General features: G+C 58.8%; 17 protein-coding genes and 2 riboswitches. Of the genes, 11 read left to right on the forward strand and 6 right to left on the reverse strand.

The genetic code is table 11. The features are described 5' to 3' along the window. Positions 1-2: 2 nt before the first annotated feature. Positions 3-1,082 carry a cobalamin biosynthesis protein CobW gene (cobW, locus tag ACZYSM_RS05600; RefSeq protein ID WP_489069692.1) on the reverse strand — a complete coding sequence of 360 codons (1,080 nt, stop codon included), beginning with the start codon at positions 1,080-1,082 and terminating at the stop codon, positions 3-5. Between the two features lie 94 nt (positions 1,083-1,176). Continuing rightward, positions 1,177-1,390: riboswitch (cobalamin riboswitch) on the reverse strand. 176 nt (positions 1,391-1,566) lie between these two features. After that, a riboswitch (cobalamin riboswitch) is annotated at positions 1,567-1,794 on the forward strand. A gap of 135 nt (positions 1,795-1,929) precedes the next feature. Between cobW and ACZYSM_RS05605 the strand changes: the two genes are divergently transcribed. The 4 genes from ACZYSM_RS05605 (at position 1,930) to cobM (ending at position 4,075) form a co-directional block, all read left to right on the forward strand. Next, entirely contained in the window at positions 1,930-2,124 is a 195-nt protein-coding gene (locus ACZYSM_RS05605; RefSeq protein WP_489069694.1) for a CbtB domain-containing protein, read from the forward strand. A gap of 11 nt (positions 2,125-2,135) precedes the next feature. Next, positions 2,136-2,837, forward strand: coding sequence for a CbtA family protein (locus tag ACZYSM_RS05610; RefSeq protein WP_489069696.1), 702 nt, complete (start codon positions 2,136-2,138; stop codon positions 2,835-2,837). Next, positions 2,834-3,247: a cobalamin biosynthesis protein gene (locus ACZYSM_RS05615; RefSeq protein ID WP_489069698.1), complete on the forward strand. Its 414-nt coding sequence runs from the start codon at positions 2,834-2,836 to the stop codon at positions 3,245-3,247. The genes ACZYSM_RS05610 and ACZYSM_RS05615 overlap by 4 nt, the downstream gene beginning before the upstream one ends. Before the next feature lie 81 nt (positions 3,248-3,328). Then, positions 3,329-4,075, forward strand: coding sequence for a precorrin-4 C(11)-methyltransferase (gene cobM, locus ACZYSM_RS05620; RefSeq protein WP_489069700.1), 747 nt, complete (start codon positions 3,329-3,331; stop codon positions 4,073-4,075). A gap of 246 nt (positions 4,076-4,321) precedes the next feature. On the opposite strand, the gene nfuA is transcribed toward cobM, so the two are convergent. After that, on the reverse strand, positions 4,322-4,906 hold the full coding sequence (gene nfuA / locus ACZYSM_RS05625; protein WP_007898222.1) for a Fe-S biogenesis protein NfuA: 585 nt from the start codon (positions 4,904-4,906) through the stop codon (positions 4,322-4,324). Between the two features lie 111 nt (positions 4,907-5,017). After that, a complete protein-coding gene (locus tag ACZYSM_RS05630; protein WP_489069702.1) occupies positions 5,018-7,309 on the reverse strand; it encodes a fatty acid cis/trans isomerase in 2,292 nt (763 codons plus the stop codon). A gap of 154 nt (positions 7,310-7,463) precedes the next feature. Here ACZYSM_RS05630 and metH point away from each other — a divergent pair, with 154 nt between their 5' ends. Together metH and ACZYSM_RS05640 are read left to right on the forward strand one after the other, a co-directional pair. Then, positions 7,464-11,174 (forward strand): methionine synthase, encoded by a 3,711-nt coding sequence (metH, locus tag ACZYSM_RS05635; RefSeq protein WP_489069704.1) that lies wholly within the window; start codon positions 7,464-7,466, stop codon positions 11,172-11,174. 190 nt (positions 11,175-11,364) lie between these two features. Further along, complete coding sequence (locus ACZYSM_RS05640; protein WP_489069706.1) at positions 11,365-11,583, forward strand: DUF2970 domain-containing protein; 219 nt, start codon at positions 11,365-11,367, stop codon at positions 11,581-11,583. A gap of 8 nt (positions 11,584-11,591) precedes the next feature. Here the strand turns inward: ACZYSM_RS05640 and ACZYSM_RS05645 are convergent, their stop codons facing one another. Next, positions 11,592-12,677, reverse strand: a complete 1,086-nt coding sequence (locus ACZYSM_RS05645) for an ABC transporter substrate-binding protein (protein ID WP_489069708.1) — start codon at positions 12,675-12,677, stop codon at positions 11,592-11,594. Positions 12,678-13,154: 477 nt separating this feature from the next. Between ACZYSM_RS05645 and ACZYSM_RS05650 the strand changes: the two genes are divergently transcribed. Both ACZYSM_RS05650 and ACZYSM_RS05655 read left to right on the forward strand, forming a co-directional pair. Beyond that, on the forward strand, positions 13,155-14,813 hold the full coding sequence (locus ACZYSM_RS05650; RefSeq protein ID WP_489069710.1) for a nitrite/sulfite reductase: 1,659 nt from the start codon (positions 13,155-13,157) through the stop codon (positions 14,811-14,813). Beyond that, positions 14,797-15,291, forward strand: a complete 495-nt coding sequence (locus ACZYSM_RS05655) for a DUF934 domain-containing protein (RefSeq protein ID WP_489069712.1) — start codon at positions 14,797-14,799, stop codon at positions 15,289-15,291. The genes ACZYSM_RS05650 and ACZYSM_RS05655 overlap by 17 nt, the downstream gene beginning before the upstream one ends. A 227-nt stretch (positions 15,292-15,518) precedes the next feature. Here the strand turns inward: ACZYSM_RS05655 and sohB are convergent, their stop codons facing one another. After that, positions 15,519-16,541, reverse strand: coding sequence for a protease SohB (gene sohB, locus ACZYSM_RS05660; protein ID WP_489069714.1), 1,023 nt, complete (start codon positions 16,539-16,541; stop codon positions 15,519-15,521). A gap of 206 nt (positions 16,542-16,747) precedes the next feature. On the opposite strand from sohB, the gene ACZYSM_RS05665 reads away from it, so the two are divergent. Next, complete coding sequence (locus ACZYSM_RS05665; protein WP_489069716.1) at positions 16,748-17,458, forward strand: histidine phosphatase family protein; 711 nt, start codon at positions 16,748-16,750, stop codon at positions 17,456-17,458. A 51-nt stretch (positions 17,459-17,509) separates the two neighbouring features. After that, complete coding sequence (locus tag ACZYSM_RS05670; RefSeq protein WP_449643541.1) at positions 17,510-17,824, forward strand: SCP2 sterol-binding domain-containing protein; 315 nt, start codon at positions 17,510-17,512, stop codon at positions 17,822-17,824. 96 nt (positions 17,825-17,920) lie between these two features. On the opposite strand, the gene ACZYSM_RS05675 is transcribed toward ACZYSM_RS05670, so the two are convergent. Beyond that, positions 17,921-18,805, reverse strand: a complete 885-nt coding sequence (locus tag ACZYSM_RS05675) for a LysR family transcriptional regulator (RefSeq protein ID WP_489069719.1) — start codon at positions 18,803-18,805, stop codon at positions 17,921-17,923. A gap of 132 nt (positions 18,806-18,937) precedes the next feature. Between ACZYSM_RS05675 and ACZYSM_RS05680 the strand changes: the two genes are divergently transcribed. Next, positions 18,938-19,582: a hydrolase gene (locus tag ACZYSM_RS05680; RefSeq protein WP_489069721.1), complete on the forward strand. Its 645-nt coding sequence runs from the start codon at positions 18,938-18,940 to the stop codon at positions 19,580-19,582. The last annotated feature ends 8 nt before the right edge of the window (positions 19,583-19,590 follow it).

The following is a 19,590-nucleotide window of genomic DNA, read 5'->3' on the forward strand; positions in this document are numbered from 1 at the left end:
GCTTAGACGCTAAGTGCGGCGCGCAATTGCGCTTCGATCAGAGCGGCGTCCAGTGCCTGGCCGATCAGCACCAGATGCGTTGCACGTGGCTCATCGGCGCGCCAAGCGCGGTCGAAGTGTTTATCGAAACGCGTGCCCACGCCCTGGATCAGCAAGCGCATCGGCTTGTTCGGGACGGCGGCGAAGCCTTTGACTCGCAGAATGCCATGCTGAACCACCAATTGGGTCAGGACGTCCAGCAGCAGGCTTTCGTCGGCTTGGGGCAGTTCGATGGAGATGGAATCGAAGGCGTCGTGGTCATGGTCGTCATGCCCTTCACTATCGGCGTCGCCACCGTGGTGGTGATCATGGTGGCTGTGACGGCTGTCGATGTGTTCTTCGGAACCCGCGCCCAGGCCGATCAAAACGTCCAGTGGCACACGACCGCTGCTGGCTTCGATGATTTTTACTGCAGGCGGCAGTTCTTCGGCGACTTCCAGGCGCACTTTGGCCAGGTCTTCAGGGCTGATCAGGTCAGCTTTGTTGAGGATCACCAGGTCGGCGCTGGCCAATTGGTCGGCGAACAGCTCGTGCAGCGGCGATTCGTGGTCCAGGTTCGGATCGAGCTTGCGTTGGGCGTCGACCTGGTCCGGGAACGCGGCGAAAGTGCCGGCGGCCACGGCCGGGCTGTCGACCACAGTGATCACCGCGTCGACGGTGCAGGCACTGCGGATTTCCGGCCACTGGAAGGCTTGCACCAGCGGTTTTGGCAGGGCCAGACCGGAAGTTTCAATGAGGATGTGGTCAAGGTCAGCGCGACGGGCAACCAGTTCGCGCATCACCGGGAAGAACTCTTCCTGGACGGTGCAGCACAGGCAACCGTTGGCCAGTTCATAGACCCGGCCGTTGGCTTCTTCCTCAGTGCAACCGATGGCGCATTGCTTGAGGATTTCGCCGTCGATGCCCAACTCGCCAAACTCATTGACGATCACCGCGATACGCCGGCCCTGCGCGTTATCGAGCATGTGCCGCAGCAAGGTGGTTTTGCCTGAGCCGAGGAAGCCGGTAACGATGGTGACGGGAAGTTTGGCCAGTGTTTTCATCGGATGCCCTTTGGCAAAGTGGCGGGCATACGGGACGACAACCGCGAACGTGGGCGCGGAAGATTTCGCCACCGGATCACCCCGCCCGGTTGTAGTGAGAATCTGTTACGAGGCAGGTCTCCTGGCTGACGGCTTGCCGGTCTTTCAACTGGCGATTTCTGCGCCTTCCCGCTTGCCCTATGGATAGAGCGTGCAGTGGCATGGCAGAAACGGAACCGTTCACAGTTGCGGGGGCAGCCGCGGCATTGACCGCGTTCCCTTCTTAGCTTCGGCTCAAGCGCCGAAGAACCTCGAAAGCGCAAGGCTACGCATCGCTTGGGAGCGGGTCAATGTCTTGTAGCGCCAGCACCGCCCCCATCGCGAGCAGGCTCGCTCCCACACTGGAATGCGATTAACTGTGAGAGCGAGCCTGCTCGCGATGGAAACGCCTCGGTTTCCAGGTGAGAAATCTTGCCAATTGACGCCCATCCCCCGCTCATGTTCTCCTTCACACCTTGTTACGGGTGCCCTTCACAGGGTGAAACGGGAAACCGGTGAGTCATGTGCTTTACTCAAAGCCTTGATCAGTCCGGTGCTGCCCCCGCAACGGTAAGCGAGCGAAGAGTCAGATCCACTGTGCCAGCAGTTCGGCATGGGAAGGCGACTCTTGCAGGTTCAGGCAATAGCCAAACCCCTCGCGAGCCCGGAGACCGGCCCGTAATACATAGTGTCCTGTACGGCTAGTTCGTTAGCTCAGGCACTGAATAACAAACCCGCGGTGGGCGGGCGCTGTTTGAACCTCTGCGTGCCTGTCTCGCGGGGTTTTCATGCGCTCGATTCACCCGCTGACACACCAGAGGGAAGCGCCATGTCGATCATCAGCAGCACCCGCCACGCAGGCACCGCCAGCACCACATCCACCCTGAGCCAACGCCTGATTGCCGCCATCGGCGCATCGATTCTGGGCGCGTGCCTGGTGTACTTCGCCGGTTTCTCGCACATCGATGCAGTGCACAACGCGGCCCACGACACCCGTCACAGCTCCGCCTTCCCGTGTCATTGAGACCTGTCGACATGATCAAACGTATTGCGCAAACCGCAGGTTTCACCGGGTTGCTCGCGGCTCTGTTGCTGACCCTGCTGCAAAGCTTCTGGGTCGCGCCGCTGATTCTCCAGGCGGAAACCTACGAAAAAGCCCCGGCCGCCGAAATTCACGAACACGCTGAAGGTGCCATGGCCGGTCATACCCATGATGCCGAAGCCTGGGAGCCGGAAGATGGCTGGCAGCGCGTGCTGTCGACCACCGGTGGCAATCTGGTGGTAGCGGTCGGTTTTGCCCTGATGCTTGCCGGTCTCTATACCTTGCGCGCTCCAAACCGTACGTCTCAGGGCTTGCTCTGGGGCCTGGCCGGTTACGCGACCTTCGTGCTGGCGCCAACCTTGGGTTTGCCACCTGAATTGCCGGGCACCGCCGCGGCGGACCTTGCGTCACGACAGATCTGGTGGATCGGTACGGCGTCTTCGACGGCAGTCGGCATCGCGCTGATGGTGTTCGGCAAGCACTGGCTGCTGAAGATTCTCGGCGTGGCGATTCTGGCGGTTCCGCACTTCATCGGCGCACCACAGCCGGATGTGCATTCCAGCCTGGCGCCGGAAGCCCTGGAGTCGCAATTCAAAATTGCCTCTCAGCTGACCAACGCCGCATTCTGGCTGGCCCTGGGCCTGATCAGCGCCTGGCTGTTCCGGCGTAAAAGCGAAGGTCAACACCACGCATGACTGACATCAGCACAGCGCCGACCCTGGTGGTCGGCCTGGGCTGCCAGCGTGGCTGCCCCGCCAGCACGTTGCGGGCGCTGCTCGATCAGGCGTTGCACGCCCATCACATTGAGCTTCGAGCGATCCGGGCCTTGGCCAGTATCGACTTGAAACGCGATGAACCTGGCCTGCTCGAACTGGCCGAACAATTGGCGCTGCCACTGACGTGCTTCAGTAGCGTGCAACTCGCTGCCTACGAACCTCAACTCAGTCACCGCTCAGAGATCGCCTTTGAACGCACCGGTTGCTACGGTGTGGCCGAAAGCGCTGCGCTGGCACTGGCCGAACAGCTGACGCAAAACCCGGCCAAGCTGCTGATCTCGCGACAGAAATACGCCCAAGCCACCTTTGCATTGGCGTCTGCGCCGTAAAATCTCCGATAATCCACTCCCTTGATCATGAGCAATCTTCATCTGAAGCGTTGCCAACACGACTTTGCACAGGAAACAGCCATGACCGTTTACTTTATCGGCGCAGGTCCCGGCGACCCGGAACTGATCACCGTCAAAGGCCAGCGGCTGATCCGCAATTGCCCGGTCATCATCTATGCTGGCTCGCTGGTACCCGCGGCCGTGCTGGAAGGCCATCAGGCCGAACAGGTGGTCAACAGCGCAGAGTTGCACCTGGAGCAGATTATTGAACTGATCAAGACCGCCCATGGCAAAGGCCAGGATGTGGCCCGGGTGCATTCCGGCGATCCGAGCCTGTACGGCGCGATTGGCGAGCAGATTCGCTATTTGCGCGAGCTGAATATTCCCTTTGAAATCATCCCCGGCGTGACGGCGACAGCTGCCTGCGCTGCGTTGCTGGGCGCGGAGTTGACGCTCCCGGATGTGTCCCAGAGCGTGATTCTGACCCGCTACGCCGACAAAACCGCAATGCCCGCTGGGGAAGAACTCGGCAGCCTGGCGCAGCATGGGGCGACCATGGCGATTCATCTGGGGGTCAACCATCTGCAGAAAATCATCGCCGAACTGGTCCCGCACTATGGCGTGGACTGCCCGATTGCGGTGATCCATCGCGCCACCTGGCCGGATCAGGATTGGGTGGTGGGTACGTTGGCGGATATCGCTGAAAAGGTTCAGGCAAAAGGATTTCGCCGTACCGCGCTGATTCTCGTGGGCCGAGTACTGGCCAGCGACAATTTTAGCGAGTCGTCGCTGTATCACGCCAGGCATGCACATCTCTATCGCCCTTAGGACGCCTTCGCGAGCAAGCCCGCTCCCACAAGGTCCTGTGTCAGTCTGATATTTAGAGAACCACCCTAATCTAGTGTGGGAGCGTGGCTTGCCCGCGATCGAGGACGAAGTCCTCGCAATCCAGCGAATGCGTTTTACCTGACGAACCGCGGTTGCTGATTTTAGGGTTGCTTCGCCATAAGCCTGTCTTTCACCCATAAAAAAACGGCACTCACGGGTGCCGTTTTTTTGTTTGCAGCGAACGCCTTAGTAGTAGGCGTTTTCTTTCTGCGTGTGGTCGGTGACGTCACGTACACCTTTGAGCTCGGGAATACGCTCAAGCAGCGTGCGCTCGATGCCTTCTCTCAAGGTCACGTCAGCCTGACCGCAGCCCTGGCAGCCGCCGCCGAATTTCAACACCGCGATACCGTCTTCAACCACATCAATCAGGCTGACCTGACCACCGTGGCTGGCCAGCCCCGGGTTGATTTCGGTTTGCAGGTAATAGTTGATGCGCTCGTTGACCGGGCTGTCAGCGTTGACCATCGGAACTTTGGCGTTTGGCGCCTTGATGGTCAGCTGGCCACCCATACGATCGGTGGCGTAATCAACCACGGCATCGTCCAGGAAGGCTTCGCTGAAGGAATCAATATAAGCGGTGAAGCTTTTGAGCCCCAGCGCAGTATCTTCCGGTTTTTCTTCGCCTGGCTTGCAATAGGCAATACAAGTTTCGGCGTATTGGGTGCCAGGCTGGGTAATAAAGACTCGAATGCCAATCCCCGGGGTGTTCTGCTTAGAGAGCAGATCAGCCAGATAATCGTGGGCGGCATCGGTAATGGTTATGGCGGTCATGGAAACTCCTCGCAGGCTTGGACGCAGTTTACGCCAATCATCGCGCCGCACAAAGTCCTAGTATTTATGTCGGGAAAGAACCGACGGCCCTCAGGGCCGCCGGCGAAGCGCTTACAGATTTTCGTAGCGGTTCATGTCCAGCACGCCCGCTTCCACCGGCTCGGTCTCGCGGATGTATTCGGTCAGGTCATGGAAGTACTGCCAGAACTGCGGATGGCTGCGGCGAATCCCCCAGCGGTCGACGATTTTCTCGAAGAGTTTGGCGTCCTTGGCGCTCTCCATCTGTGCAACAAACTCAGGGACCTGCTCGGCCGGGATGTTGAAGATGAAGTTCGGATAGCTGCTGAGCACGCCCGGGTAAATCGTCAACGTATCCAACCCGGGTTGATAACGCAGCGCCTCGCCGAGCAGGAACGCCACGTTGCTGTGGGCGCGGTTGCGCAGCAGGCTGTAGACCTCACGCTTGCCGCTTTGGGTCTCGATGCGCAGCATGGTGGATTCTGGCAACTGATCGATGACCCTGAGCCCGGCGGCCGGCCGCGAGACCAGACGACTCAAGGCCTGTTCGGCGTTTTGCAGGGCCGGATCGATGTTCGGCCGTGAGCAATACGCCCCGTCACAGCGATTAATCGGGTCAGGCGTGGCGTTCAAGTCACCGTAGCGCGCCAGCAGTTGGTTGGCGAAATCGCGCTTCGGGTCCTTCTCATCCAGTTTCAGTGCGGTGGGTTTGTCGTTGTCGATGCTTTCATAGTCCAGCCACATCTTGAACTTGCCGCTGCTCTGATACCAATCGTTGAGATAATCGTCGCGGGAATTGGCCGGCATCAGGCGCAGGAAGTTCTGCTCAGCGCCGTTGCGGATCAGGTCGAAGTACAGGCGGGTCTGGCCCTGATGGGACACGTTACCGAATACATCGAAGTTGACCGCCAACTGGTAATACGTGCGCTCCAGCAACGGATAGTCGAACAGCCACATCGTTTGCGGCACGTCACCAATCAGGCCTTTGTTCACCGACGCGCTGTCGAAGTGCCGGAAGATACTCAGCAAGGCGTTGTCGTTGCCGGCCCACAGGGTCGACCAGCTCGGCGCCGGCTCCTTGGCGTAGTTGTCCCGGCGCAAGGCTTCGTATTCGTTGCGCTTGTCGCGATAGTTGTGCCACAGGGTCAAGACGCTGCCGACATCATCATTTTGCCCCGGCATCGCCAACAACGGCGTTGCCTGGCCGCGGTAGCCGGGATCGGTGATATACAGGTCATGCTCCGGCGCCTGGAACAACGCCCAGAAGTTATCGCGGATCACGTCACTGGCAATCTGCCCCCGGCAGACCGGGCCACGGATAAAGGTTCGCACGAAGTATTCGGCGTTATCGAGCATAAACTGATAACGCGCCTGCGCCGGGATCGCCTCGAAGGTTTCGAACGGGTTGGCCCGCCGCTCCGGCCCGTAACCGGGCAACGCTCTGACCTGCCAGTTACCGCTGTAGAACAGGGTTTTGATCCGCGCCATTTTCGCCGGGCTTAACCCATAGGTGATGTGGGTCTTGTGCACGATCACGCCCTGCACCGGCCACAAGCGGTAATAGATTTGAGTGCCAGGGTCGTCATTTGGACGACGGGTAGCGATCAGGTCGATCGGCTGCCCCGGCGGCGTACGCGAACGCACCCATTGGAAAAAATGCCCCGGCTCGCCGCCCTTGAAATAGATGTGTGCCAGGAACAAATGTTCAAACAGCCAGCGAGCGACCAGTTTTTCCCGAGCGCCTGGGGCATTGAGCAGCCTTTCCCACTGAACAATCTGCAGCGCCTCTTGGGCGCTGGGAGCCAGGCCTTGCTCATCGATGGGCGCCCCGGACGCCAACCAGCGCTGCAGGGTCTGGTACTGCTGATGGGTCAGACCGGTCACCGCCAGTGGCATACCTTCTTTGGGATGTGCACCGGCATAGCCATCAAACTCGCCCGGCATTGGGCACATGTTCTCGCGGTTGAGGCCCAAAACGATTTCCTCGGGCAACTTCGCGTTGGGCTGTAGCGGCGTTTTATGCCCCAGTTCAAGCATGCGCGCCATCAGTGCCGCCTGGCTGCCCTGAGCATCGAGCACTGAATAGAAATCCTTGCGCTGCCAGGCCGCCTTGCCAAAGGCGTCGTAGAACAAACGCGTCGGCCTTGAAGCTTTGCTGCGCTGACCGTCATAGACCGGAACTTTCGTCGCACCTCGCGCAGCGCCTTCCCCACTGCCCAGGTTGAGCTGACAGGCGGCGTCATAACAGGCATGGCAGGCCACGCATTTTTCAGTAAAGATCGGTTGAATGTCGCGGGTGTAGGAAATCGCCGGCGCCGGACCTTGCGCTGTGGCGGTAGAACTTAAAAGCAGCAAAAAACTGCTGATGACAACGCGATACGACATGTCCCTGGTCCCGATGATAGAAAAACGTCGCGATTCTACCGGTCTACCCCGGCCACCAACATGAGCGATATTCATGCAAAAGCCTGCCATGCTCTAAAAGCGCACAGGTTTGCTATCATCATGCCTCTTTGTATTGGCCCTTCCAGGTAGTCCTATGTCCGATCGCAGCGCTCGCCTTCAAGCTCTCCATCAAGCCCTCAAAGAGCGCATCCTGATTCTCGATGGCGGCATGGGCACGATGATTCAGAGCTACAAGCTCGAGGAACAGGATTACCGTGGCAAACGCTTCGCTGACTGGCCGAGCGACGTCAAAGGCAACAACGACCTGTTGATTCTCAGCCGCCCCGACGTGATCGGGGCGATCGAGAAGGCGTATCTGGATGCCGGTGCCGACATTCTCGAAACCAACACCTTTAACGCCACCCAAGTGTCCCAGGCCGACTATGGCATGGAAACACTGGTCTACGAACTCAACGTAGAGGGCGCACGCCTGGCGCGCAAGGTGGCCGACGCCAAGACCCTGGAAACCCCGGACAAGCCGCGCTTCGTCGCTGGCGTGCTCGGCCCGACCAGCCGCACCTGTTCGCTGTCTCCGGATGTGAACAACCCTGGCTACCGCAACGTGACCTTCGATGAGCTGGTGGAAAACTACACCGAAGCCACCAAAGGCCTGATCGAAGGCGGTGCCGACCTGATCCTGATCGAAACCATCTTCGACACCTTGAACGCCAAGGCAGCGATCTTCGCTGTGCAAGGCGTGTTCGAAGAGGTGGGTTTCGAACTGCCGATCATGATTTCCGGCACCATCACCGACGCCTCTGGCCGTACCCTGTCCGGTCAGACTACCGAAGCCTTCTGGAACTCCATCAGCCACGCCAAGCCGATCTCCGTCGGCCTGAACTGCGCCCTCGGCGCCCGTGAACTGCGACCGTACCTGGAAGAACTGTCGGACAAGGCCAGCACCTACGTTTCGGCTCACCCGAACGCCGGCCTGCCGAACGAGTTTGGTGAATACGACGAACTGCCGGCAGACACCGCCAAGGTCATCGAAGAGTTCGCCCAAAGTGGCTTCCTGAACATCGTCGGCGGCTGCTGCGGTACTACGCCGGGGCACATCGAGGCGATCGCCAAAGCGGTAGCCAACTACGCACCGCGGCCGATTCCAGACATTCCGAAGGCCTGCCGTCTGTCGGGCCTGGAGCCGTTCACCATCAATCGCGAGTCGTTGTTCGTCAACGTCGGCGAGCGGACCAACATCACCGGTTCCGCCCGGTTCGCCCGCCTGATCCGCGAAGACAACTACACCGAAGCCCTGGAAGTCGCCCTGCAGCAGGTTGAGGCCGGCGCGCAGGTGATCGACATCAACATGGACGAGGGCATGCTCGATTCGAAGAAGGCCATGGTGACCTTCCTCAATCTGATCGCCGGTGAGCCGGACATCTCCCGCGTGCCGATCATGATCGACTCCTCCAAGTGGGAAGTGATCGAAGCCGGCCTCAAGTGCATCCAGGGCAAGGGCATCGTCAACTCCATCAGCATGAAGGAAGGCGTCGAGCAGTTCATTCATCACGCCAAACTGTGCAAGCGCTACGGCGCTGCAGTGGTGGTGATGGCCTTCGACGAATCCGGTCAGGCCGACACCGAGGCGCGCAAAAAGGAAATCTGCAAACGCTCCTACGACATTCTGGTCAATGAAGTGGGCTTCCCGCCGGAAGACATCATCTTCGACCCAAACATCTTCGCCATCGCCACCGGTATCGAAGAGCACAACAACTACGCGGTCGATTTCATCAACGCCTGTGCCTATATCCGCGACCACCTGCCCCACGCGCTGACCAGCGGTGGCGTGTCCAACGTGTCGTTCTCGTTCCGTGGCAACAACCCGGTGCGTGAAGCGATCCACTCGGTGTTCCTGCTGCATGCGATCCGCAACGGTCTGACCATGGGCATCGTCAACGCCGGCCAATTGGAGATCTACGACCAGATCCCGGCCGAGCTGCGCGACGCCGTCGAAGACGTAGTGCTCAACCGCACCCCGGAAGGCACCGACGCTCTGCTGGCCATCGCTGACAAGTACAAAGGCGACGGCAGCGTCAAGGAAGCCGAAACGGGCGAGTGGCGCAGCTGGGACGTCAACAAGCGTCTGGAGCATGCGCTGGTCAAGGGCATTACCACGCACATTGTCGAAGACACCGAAGAGTCCCGACTGTCGTTCGCTCGCCCGATCGAGGTGATCGAAGGCCCGCTGATGTCCGGCATGAACATCGTCGGCGACCTGTTCGGCGCCGGTAAAATGTTCCTTCCGCAGGTGGTGAAATCCGCCCGCGTCATGAAGCAGGCCGTGGCCCACTTGATCCCGTTCATCGAGCTGGAAAAAGGCGACAAACCGGAAGCCAAGGGAAAGATCCTCATGGCGACGGTCAAGGGCGACGTGCACGACATCGGCAAGAACATCGTCGGTGTGGTGCTGGGCTGTAACGGCTACGACATCGTTGACCTCGGCGTAATGGTGCCGGCGGAGAAAATCCTTCAAGTCGCCAAAGAACAGAAGTGCGACATCATCGGCCTCTCCGGCCTGATCACCCCGTCGCTGGACGAAATGGTCCACGTCGCCCGGGAAATGCAGCGTCAGGATTTCTATCTGCCGCTGATGATCGGCGGCGCGACGACTTCCAAGGCCCACACGGCGGTGAAGATCGAGCCCAAGTACAGCAACGACGCGGTGATTTACGTCACCGACGCCTCCCGCGCCGTGGGCGTGGCGACCCAGTTGTTGTCCAAGGAGTTGAAACCGGCGTTTGTCGAAAAGACCCGCCTGGAATACATCGAAGTCCGCGAGCGCACGGCAAATCGCAGCGCCCGTACCGAACGCTTGAGCTACCCAGTGGCAATCGCCAAGAAGCCGCAATTCGACTGGAGCACCTACCAACCGGTAAAGCCGACCTTCACTGGTGCCAAGGTGCTGGACAACATCGACCTCAAGGTGCTGGCCGAATACATCGACTGGACGCCGTTCTTCATCTCTTGGGACCTGGCCGGCAAGTACCCGCGCATCCTCACCGATGAAGTCGTGGGCGAAGCGGCCACCTCGTTGTTTGCCGACGCTCAGGAAATGCTCGCCAAACTGATCGATGAAAAACTCATCAGCGCCCGCGCAGTGTTCGGTTTCTGGCCGGCCAATCAGGTACAGGACGATGACCTGGAGGTCTATGGCGACGACGGCAAGCCAATCGCCAAACTGCATCACCTGCGCCAGCAAATCATCAAGACCGATGGCAAGCCAAACTTCTCTCTGGCCGACTTCGTTGCCCCCAAAGACAGCGGCATCACCGACTATGTCGGCGGTTTCATCACCACCGCAGGAATCGGTGCCGAGGAAGTGGCCAAGGCTTATCAGGACGCTGGCGACGATTACAACTCGATCATGGTCAAGGCCTTGGCCGACCGTCTGGCCGAAGCCTGTGCCGAGTGGTTGCACCAGCAAGTGCGGAAAAACTACTGGGGTTATGCCAAGGACGAACAGCTCGACAACGAAGCGTTGATCAAAGAGCAATACACCGGCATCCGCCCTGCCCCCGGCTACCCGGCGTGCCCGGATCACACGGAGAAAGGCACGTTGTTCAAACTGCTGGATCCGGAAGCGGAAGAACTCAAGGCTGGCCGCAGCGGCGTGTTCCTCACCGAACACTACGCAATGTTCCCGGCCGCCGCCGTCAGCGGCTGGTACTTCGCCCACCCGCAAGCGCAGTACTTTGCCGTGGGCAAGGTCGACAAGGATCAGGTGCAAAGCTACACGGCCCGTAAAGGTCAGGACCTGAGTGTGAGTGAACGGTGGTTGGCGCCTAACCTTGGGTATGACAATTAATTAGCGTCACGCCTGAAAAGACCGCAGCCTATCGGCAGCTCCTACGGGATTTGGGTTCACCTGACATTCGGGTGAATGCAATCCACTGGAGCTGCCGCAGGTTCGGGCCGCGTTCGGACGATCTTTTTGCAATCACCACCGCGCCACAAATTGTCTATGCTCTCTGCACACAACCTGTACCGAGGGCTTTATGGACGACCCTGGCAACGACAAGCCGCCGACTTTGTGGCAAATGCTGCAAAGCGTGATGGCGGCCGCCTTTGGCGTGCAAAGCGGGAAGAATCGCGCCCGAGACTTCACTCACGGCAAACCCAGGCATTTCGTGGTGCTGGGCATACTGTTCACGGCAATCTTTGCGTTGACGCTGTTCGGTATCGTGAAACTGGTGCTGCACCTGGCAGGGGTTTAAGCCAACGGTCAGTGCATGAGGATTTGCAGGCTGAAGGGGTAGCGATAGGACAGTGGACGGCCTTTGGCTGAGAGGCTGCGGAAATCGACGCCATAATCCTGAGTGGCATTCAGGGCCAACAACCGTCGGGCCTGCTCCCTATCGATCAACTGCAACAGCGGAATCTGGCGGTCGCGACCGCCATACTGGCTGACGTCGACGCCTTGGTCGTAGTCATGCAATTGCACCAGTGCCCAGCCGCCCAGACTGAAATGCCCACCCAATAGCACGCTCAAGCGCCCATCGAGCAGTGCCTGCAAAGCCGTTGGCGAGGTGTTGATTGCGCTGAACAACGCACCCTTGCCCGGTTTTCCTCCCGTCTCCGAATAAGCCTGCATCGCCCCGAACGCCATTTCATCGTTGGCCGACCAAACCAGCGAGACTGCCGGATAGCGCTTGAAGAGCATTTTGGCTTGCTCGTAGGCGCGCTCACGGGTCCAACCGCCATACACCAGCTGGTGCAACCGCACTTCGGGATGCTCGGCCAACGCCCGCCGCATGCCTTTCTCGCGCAATTGCGCGGCCGGAGTGATCTTCATACCGGAAAATGCCAACAGTTCGATAGTCTGGCCAGGCGCGACGGGGCGGTGCAGGCGAATCAGCTCCTTGAGCATCAGATAGCCACCCTCCTCATCGTTGGGCACCAGACTGCCCAGCCAATCCGGGTACTTCTTCTGACGGTCGCCGAGCATATTCAGCTGGTCCGCTGTCAGCGAGTTATTGACGATAAACAGCTTCACGCCACTGCCTTGGGACAGGCGCAAGATTTCCGGAGCCACGTACTGTTCGTTGACGAACACCAGATAATCCGGACGCTTGGGTCCCTGAAGGGCTTCACGGGCCTGCTTGAGATTGGTTTCAGGCACACGATCCGAGTAGAGAATTTGCAGGTCCATACCAAGATCCTTGGCCGCTGCCTGCATGAATTTTGAATAGCTGACCCAAAAAGTTTCCGTGGAGGTCCCCGGATTCAAAAACAACACTGACGTCGCTTGCGCACCCGGCCCGAAAACCGTACCAAGCGCCAGAAACACCCCACAGAGAAACTTCAACATGGTCATCCGAACCCCGGAAATTAGCCGCGCATTATAGCTGGCGAAGTGCTAGCAAACTGCGCTCAATTACCGTTTTTGTCCGACAATCGTCGGAAAAGGGCCCGGACAGGTTTACTTATTGATGGCTGACCCAAAACACAGCGGTCGATACCACCAGAATGATCAGAAAAAGAATCGCCCACGCGTCGACACTGCTGTCGCTTTTCCTTGCTTTGGTTGGGTTGCTCATTGCATCGCCTCTTGTCGGTTTTATCGGTGATTGCATAAAGACTCGACCACAGTTAAGTCCAGTATTGCCCGCACCACAAATGTGGGTAAGACAATAGTCAATCTCATTAGTCGTTTTGGTTCTTTGCATATACTCAAACATCACTTTTGCGCATAACTGCAAACTGGTATCGTGCGCCGGCTCCGTTGGGAGTGCGCGGCCGTGCGCGCAGAATTGCCTAGGCAAAGCAGCCTGAGAACAGGACACCTATGTACGTATATGACGAGTACGATCAGCGAATCATCGAGGACCGCGTCAAGCAGTTCCGTGATCAGACCCGACGCTATCTGGCAGGCGAGCTGAGCGAAGAAGAATTCCGCCCCCTGCGCCTGCAAAATGGCCTTTATATTCAACGCTTCGCCCCGATGCTGCGGGTTGCCGTGCCCTATGGCCAACTGACTTCGCGCCAAGCGCGAATGATGGCCAAGGTCGCTCGCGACTACGACAAGGGCTATGCCCACATCAGCACCCGGCAGAACGTGCAGTTCAACTGGCCGGCGCTGGAAGACATTCCGGACATCCTGGCTGAGCTGGCGACCGTGCAGATGCACGCCATTCAAACCAGTGGTAACTGCCTGCGCAACGTCACCACCGACCAGTTCGCCGGTGTCGCTGCCGACGAATTGATCGACCCGCGCCCGTGGTGCGAGATCGTTCGTCAATGGACGACGTTCCACCCGGAATTCGCCTACCTGCCGCGCAAGTTCAAGATTGCCATCAACGGTTCGACCTCCGACCGCGCGGCGATCGAAGTCCACGATATCGGCCTTGAGCCGGTGCACAACGCTGCAGGCGAGCTGGGCTTCAGGGTGCTGGTCGGTGGTGGTTTGGGCCGGACCCCGGTGGTCGGCGCCTTCATCAATGAGTTCCTGCCGTGGCAGGACCTGTTGAGCTACCTCGACGCCATTCTGCGTGTCTACAACCGCTACGGTCGTCGTGACAACAAGTACAAAGCGCGGATCAAGATCCTGGTCAAGGCCCTGACGCCTGAAGTGTTCGCCGAGAAAGTCGACGCGGAAATGGTCCACCTTCGCGGTGGCCAGACCACGCTGACCGAAGCCGAAGTTCATCGTGTCGCCAAGCACTTCGTCGATCCGGACTACAAAGCCCTGAACGACCAGGCTGCCGAGCTGGCCGAGCTCGACAAACAGCATCCCGGCTTCGCCCGCTGGCGTACTCGCAACACCCTGGCGCACAAGAAGCCGGGTTATGTTGCCGTGACCCTGTCGCTGAAACCGACCGGTGTTGCCCCTGGCGACGTAACGGACAAGCAGCTTGACGGGATTGCAGACCTGGCCGAGCGCTACAGCTTCGGCCAGCTGCGCACCTCCCACGAGCAGAACATCATTCTCGCCGACGTCGAACAGAGCCAGTTGTTCGCCATGTGGGGCGAGTTGCGCGAGCAAGGTTTCGCTACGCCGAACATCGGCCTGTTGACTGACATCATTTGCTGCCCAGGTGGTGACTTCTGCTCCCTGGCCAACGCCAAGTCGATCCCGATTGCCGAATCGATCCAGCGTCGTTTCGACGATCTGGACTACCTGTTCGATATCGGTGAGCTGGACCTGAACATTTCCGGCTGCATGAACGCTTGCGGTCACCACCACGTCGGCCATATCGGCATTCTCGGAGTGGATAAGAAAGGCGAAGAGTTCTACCAGGTCTCTCTCGGTGGCAGCAGCAGCCGCGACGCAAGCCTGGGCAAGATCCTCGGCCCATCCTTCGCCCAGGATGTAATGCCCGACGTGATCGAGAAGCTGATCGACGTGTACGTGGAACAACGTACTCCAGACGAGCGTTTCATCGACACCTACCAACGTATCGGCATTGACCTCTTCAAGGAGCGCGTCTATGCAGCGAATAATTAAGAACAACGAGGTCATCGACGAAACCTGGCACTTGATGCCCAAGGACTCGACCCTCGACGGTATCTCCAACTGCGACGACCTGATCGTCCCCCTCGCCCTGTGGCGTGAGCACGCTCACGCGCTCAAGGCTCGTGACGGCGGTCTGGGCGTATGGCTGGACGCGGATGAAGAAGCCGAAGAAATCGGTGAAGACATTGGGCACTTCCAGGTGATTGCCTTGAACTTCCCGGCCTTCACCGACGGCCGCAACTACTCCAACGCTCGCCTGCTGCGTGATCGTTACGGCTACAAAGGTGAACTGCGGGCCATCGGCGACGTGCTGCGTGACCAGCTGTTCTACCTGCACCGCTGCGGCTTCGATGCCTACGCCTTGCGTGCAGACAAAGACCCGTACGAAGCCCTGGAAAGCCTCAAGGACTTCTCGGTGACCTATCAGGCCGCCACCGACGAGCCGCTGCCACTGTTTCGTCGTCGCTAAACGTCACGCATAAACAAAAAGCCCTGAAACCGGACATTCCGGTTTCAGGGCTTTTTTGTGTCTGCCAGATTTGTCCGCTGCAACCCACAAAACCTTGTAGGAGCGAGCTCGCTCGCGATGGACTTAAACGATAACGCGACCTCTCTTGAGAACCGCGATACATCGGCCTCCACCGCGAGCAATCGAGCGTCGACCGGCTGCTCCTACGGGGGAAGCAGCAAAGCGACTTACCAAAACCGCTGCTGAGTCAAACGGCTCCACCAGCTCAGCAACAAGCGATCGATCGAGCCGCTCGCCGCCAGCCCCACACGCTCTTGCAGGCTTTTGCGCTCGGCGTAGTGCAGGTGATACAGCTCCGAGTGCTTGGCGCGCTCGGAGAGGTATTCGTCACTGGTTTTCAGCTCGTCGACCAATTGCTTGTCCAGTGCTGCGACACCCAGCCAGACTTCACCGGTCGCAACCTCGTCGATGGCCAGTTGCGGGCGGTAGCGCGAAACAAAGTTCTTGAACAGTTGATGGGTGATGTCCAGCTCTTCCTGGAATTTCTCCCGGCCCTTCTCGGTGTTTTCGCCAAACACCGTTAGAGTGCGTTTGTACTCGCCAGCGGTCAGTACCTCAAAGTCGATGTCGTGCTTTTTCAGCAGGCGATTGACGTTGGGCAACTGGGCCACCACACCGATCGAGCCAAGGATGGCGAACGGTGCACTGATAATTTTCTCGCCGATGCAGGCCATCATGTAGCCGCCGCTGGCTGCGACCTTGTCGATGCAGATTGTCAGCGGCACACCCGCCTGGCGGATCCGCGCCAGTTGCGAAGAAGCCAGACCGTAGCTGTGGACCATGCCGCCGCCGCTTTCCAAACGCAGCACCACTTCATCTTTGGGAGTGGCGAGAGTCAACAGCGCGGTGATTTCGTGGCGCAAGCTTTCAGTGGCAGAGGCTCTGATGTCACCGTCGAAATCCAGTACGAACACCCGCGGCTTGGGCTCAGGATGTTTCTTCTGTCTTTTCTCGACCTTGCTTTGCGATTTACGCAGGGTCTTCAGTTGATCCTTGGTGAGCAAGTTCTGCTCAAGGCGCTCTCGCAGCTCTTTATAAAAATCGTTGAGTTTGCTGACGTGCAGCTGGCCCGCAGCCCTACGCCGGCCTTTGCTGCGCAGTGCCGCGAAACTGGCCAGAACCACCAGAATGGCGACGACCAAGGTGACGGTTTTAGCCAAAAAACTTGCGTACTCGGCAAAAAACTCCACAGGGACTCCTTAAATACTATGCGCCGCTGGACAATCGGTCGCGGGATACCTCCAGCATACCGATGCGCTCGCCTCGCGACCAGCCGTGAAACCTGCCGTAACGGGCCTCCAACGGACATTTCAAACAAGCGTATGTTTTTTCATTGACAGCCTTCCGGCATCCTCATAACCTCGCAAAACTTACAACGCACCGGGATGACGCGGACGTGGGCAGCATCTACTTGATTCGACATGGCCAAGCCTCCTTCGGTGCAGACGACTATGACGTGCTGTCGCCGATTGGTATTCGTCAGGCGCAAGTGCTGGGCAGCCACCTGGCTGAATTGGGGTTGAGCTTCGATCGTTGTCTGTCTGGCGACTTGCGCCGGCAACAGCACACCGCCAACTCTGCGCTTGAACAGTTCAGCGCAGTCGGCATCCCGGTTCCGACCCTGGAAATCGACTCGGCGTTCAACGAGTTCGATGCCGACGCGATCATCCGTGCGCTGCTTCCAGGCCTACTGCCGGACGAACCCGAAGCACTGCACATCCTGCGTAATGCGACACAAAACCGCGCGGAGTTCCAGCGGATCTTCGCCTTGATCATCGAGCGCTGGCTCAGTGGCACCTATGACACACCGGGGCTGGAAAGCTGGCCAGGGTTTGTCGGACGTGTCCAGGCAGGTTTGCAACGCATCCTCGAGCAAGCGGACAACACCCAGAAAATCGCCGTGTTCACTTCCGGCGGTACCATCACCGCCCTGCTCCATCTAATTACCCAAATGCCTGCCGCACAGGCCTTTGAACTGAATTGGCAAATCGTCAACACCTCGCTCAACCTGATCAAGTTTCGTGGTCGCGAGGTGGCTCTGGCTTCCTTCAACAGTCATGCACATTTGCAACTGCTGAAGGCCCCGGAACTCATCACTTTCCGCTGAGTACCGGCTAACTGTGACCCTTGTTGTAATCACCCATAAAAGGATCGAACCATGACCTCCGTAGCTGATGCCGTACAAGCAATGAAAGCCAAGTTCAACCCAGCCGCTGCTGCGGGCCTGGACCTGGTTTTCGGTTTCCGCATCGATGACACCAAAAACTTCTCGCTGATTGTCAAAGACAGCACCTGCGAGCTGAAAGAAGGCGAAAACCCGGACGCTCAGGTCACTCTGGTGATGGACGGCGAAACCCTGGAAGGCATCGTCGATGGCTCGACCGACGGCATGCAGGCGTTCATGGGTGGCAAACTGCGCGCTGAAGGCGACATGATGCTGGCGATGAAGCTGAGCGAACTGTTCCCGGCCTAAGTACGTGGCTCCCGGCCCTCGGGAGCACGTCTGGCTGCAAACGAATCCCGCCTCTATGGCGGGATTTGTGTTTTCAAGGCCCGGACTTTTGCCTCACTAGCCGCTCAACTGCTCCACCAGAAAATCGATAAAAGTCCGAATTTTTTTCGGCACATGCCGGGCACTCAGGTACACCGCGTTGATGGTGATCGGCGGCGCACTCCAATCCTCCAGCACCGTCACCAGCCTGCCGGCAGCCAGTGCTTCGTCGACGATGAAGTTCGGCAACAAGGCAATCCCCATCCCCGCCTCCGCCGCTTGGGCCAGCAGATCGCCGTTGTTGGCGTTCATCGGCCCGTTCATTTGTACACGCCGGGTCTCCTGACCTTTACTCAACGCCAGGCTCACGCCACTCTGCAGGTAGCAGTAACCCAGGCACTGATGCTCACTCAATTGCTGCGGCGTTTGCGGCGTGCCCGATCGCGCCAGATACCCCGGCGACGCCACCAGTGCTCGCGGAGCCGGTGCCAAGGTTCGAGTCAATAAAGACGAGTCCGGCAGACTGGCAATACGAATAGTGACATCGAAACCACCGCGCACCGGATCGACCTGCTGATCGCTGAGCACCAGTTGCAGTTCGACTTTCGGGTGCAGGGCATGGAACACCGGAATCAGTGGCCCCAACCGTCGCAGACCAAACGACATCGGTGCATTGATCCGCAACACCCCTCGCAACTCACCAATGCCGTCACGGGCGCTCTGCTCAGCCTCGTCCAGTGAGGCCAGCACTTCACGCGCCGCGTCGAAATACTCAGCCCCGGCTTCGGTCAAGTGCAGGCTGCGGGTGGTGCGCAGCAGCAATTGCACACCGATGCCGTCTTCCAGCGCCTGGATCTGTTTGCTGACCTTGGAGCGCGGCAAGTCCAGCGCTCGGGCAGCGGCGGCGAAGCCGTTATGGCGCACGGTGGCAACGAAAGTGCGCATGCAATCGATTCGATCCATCACTGTCCCCACTACGGAATCAATAAGTCCCCATTCCAGGTAATTGTTTAGCTGGATGAGCAGCAACAGACTAGCTCTCAGCCGGGGTGCTGTCTGCGCTGGCTCTCTCATTCAAGACTTAAGGAACTTGTCATGTCTATTCGCGAATTGCTGAACCCGACTAATTCCGCTCTGATCCTGATCGACCACCAGCCACAAATGGCCTTCGGCGTGCAGTCGATCGACCGCCAACAACTGAAGAACAACACCGTGGCGCTGGCCAAGACCGCCAAGCTGTTCAACGTGCCGACGATCCTCACCTCAGTCGAAACCACCAGCTTCAGCGGCTATATCTGGCCAGAGATCCTTGGCGTATTCCCGGACCATCAACCGATCGAACGTACGTCGATGAATTCCTGGGGAGACAAAAACCTGGTGGCTGCGGTCAAGGCCACCGGGCGTAAGAAACTGGTGATGGCGGCACTCTGGACTGAGGTTTGTTTGACCTTTCCGGTATTGGAGGCGATGGAGGAAGGATTCGAGGTCTATATTGTCACCGACGCTTCTGGCGGCACCTCGCAAGAGGCCCATGACATGTCCGTGCAACGGATGATCCAGGCCGGGGCCATCCCGGTGACCTGGCAACAGATTTTGCTGGAATACCAGCGCGACTGGGCTCACAAGGACACCTACGAGGCAGTCATGCAATTGGTGCTGGAACACAGCGGCGCCTATGGCATGGGTGTGGATTACGCCTACACCATGGTGCACAAGGCACCCCAGCGTCAGATCAAGTAAGCCGGTGG

The sequence above is a fragment of the Pseudomonas sp. F220 genome (genome assembly GCF_057813935.1).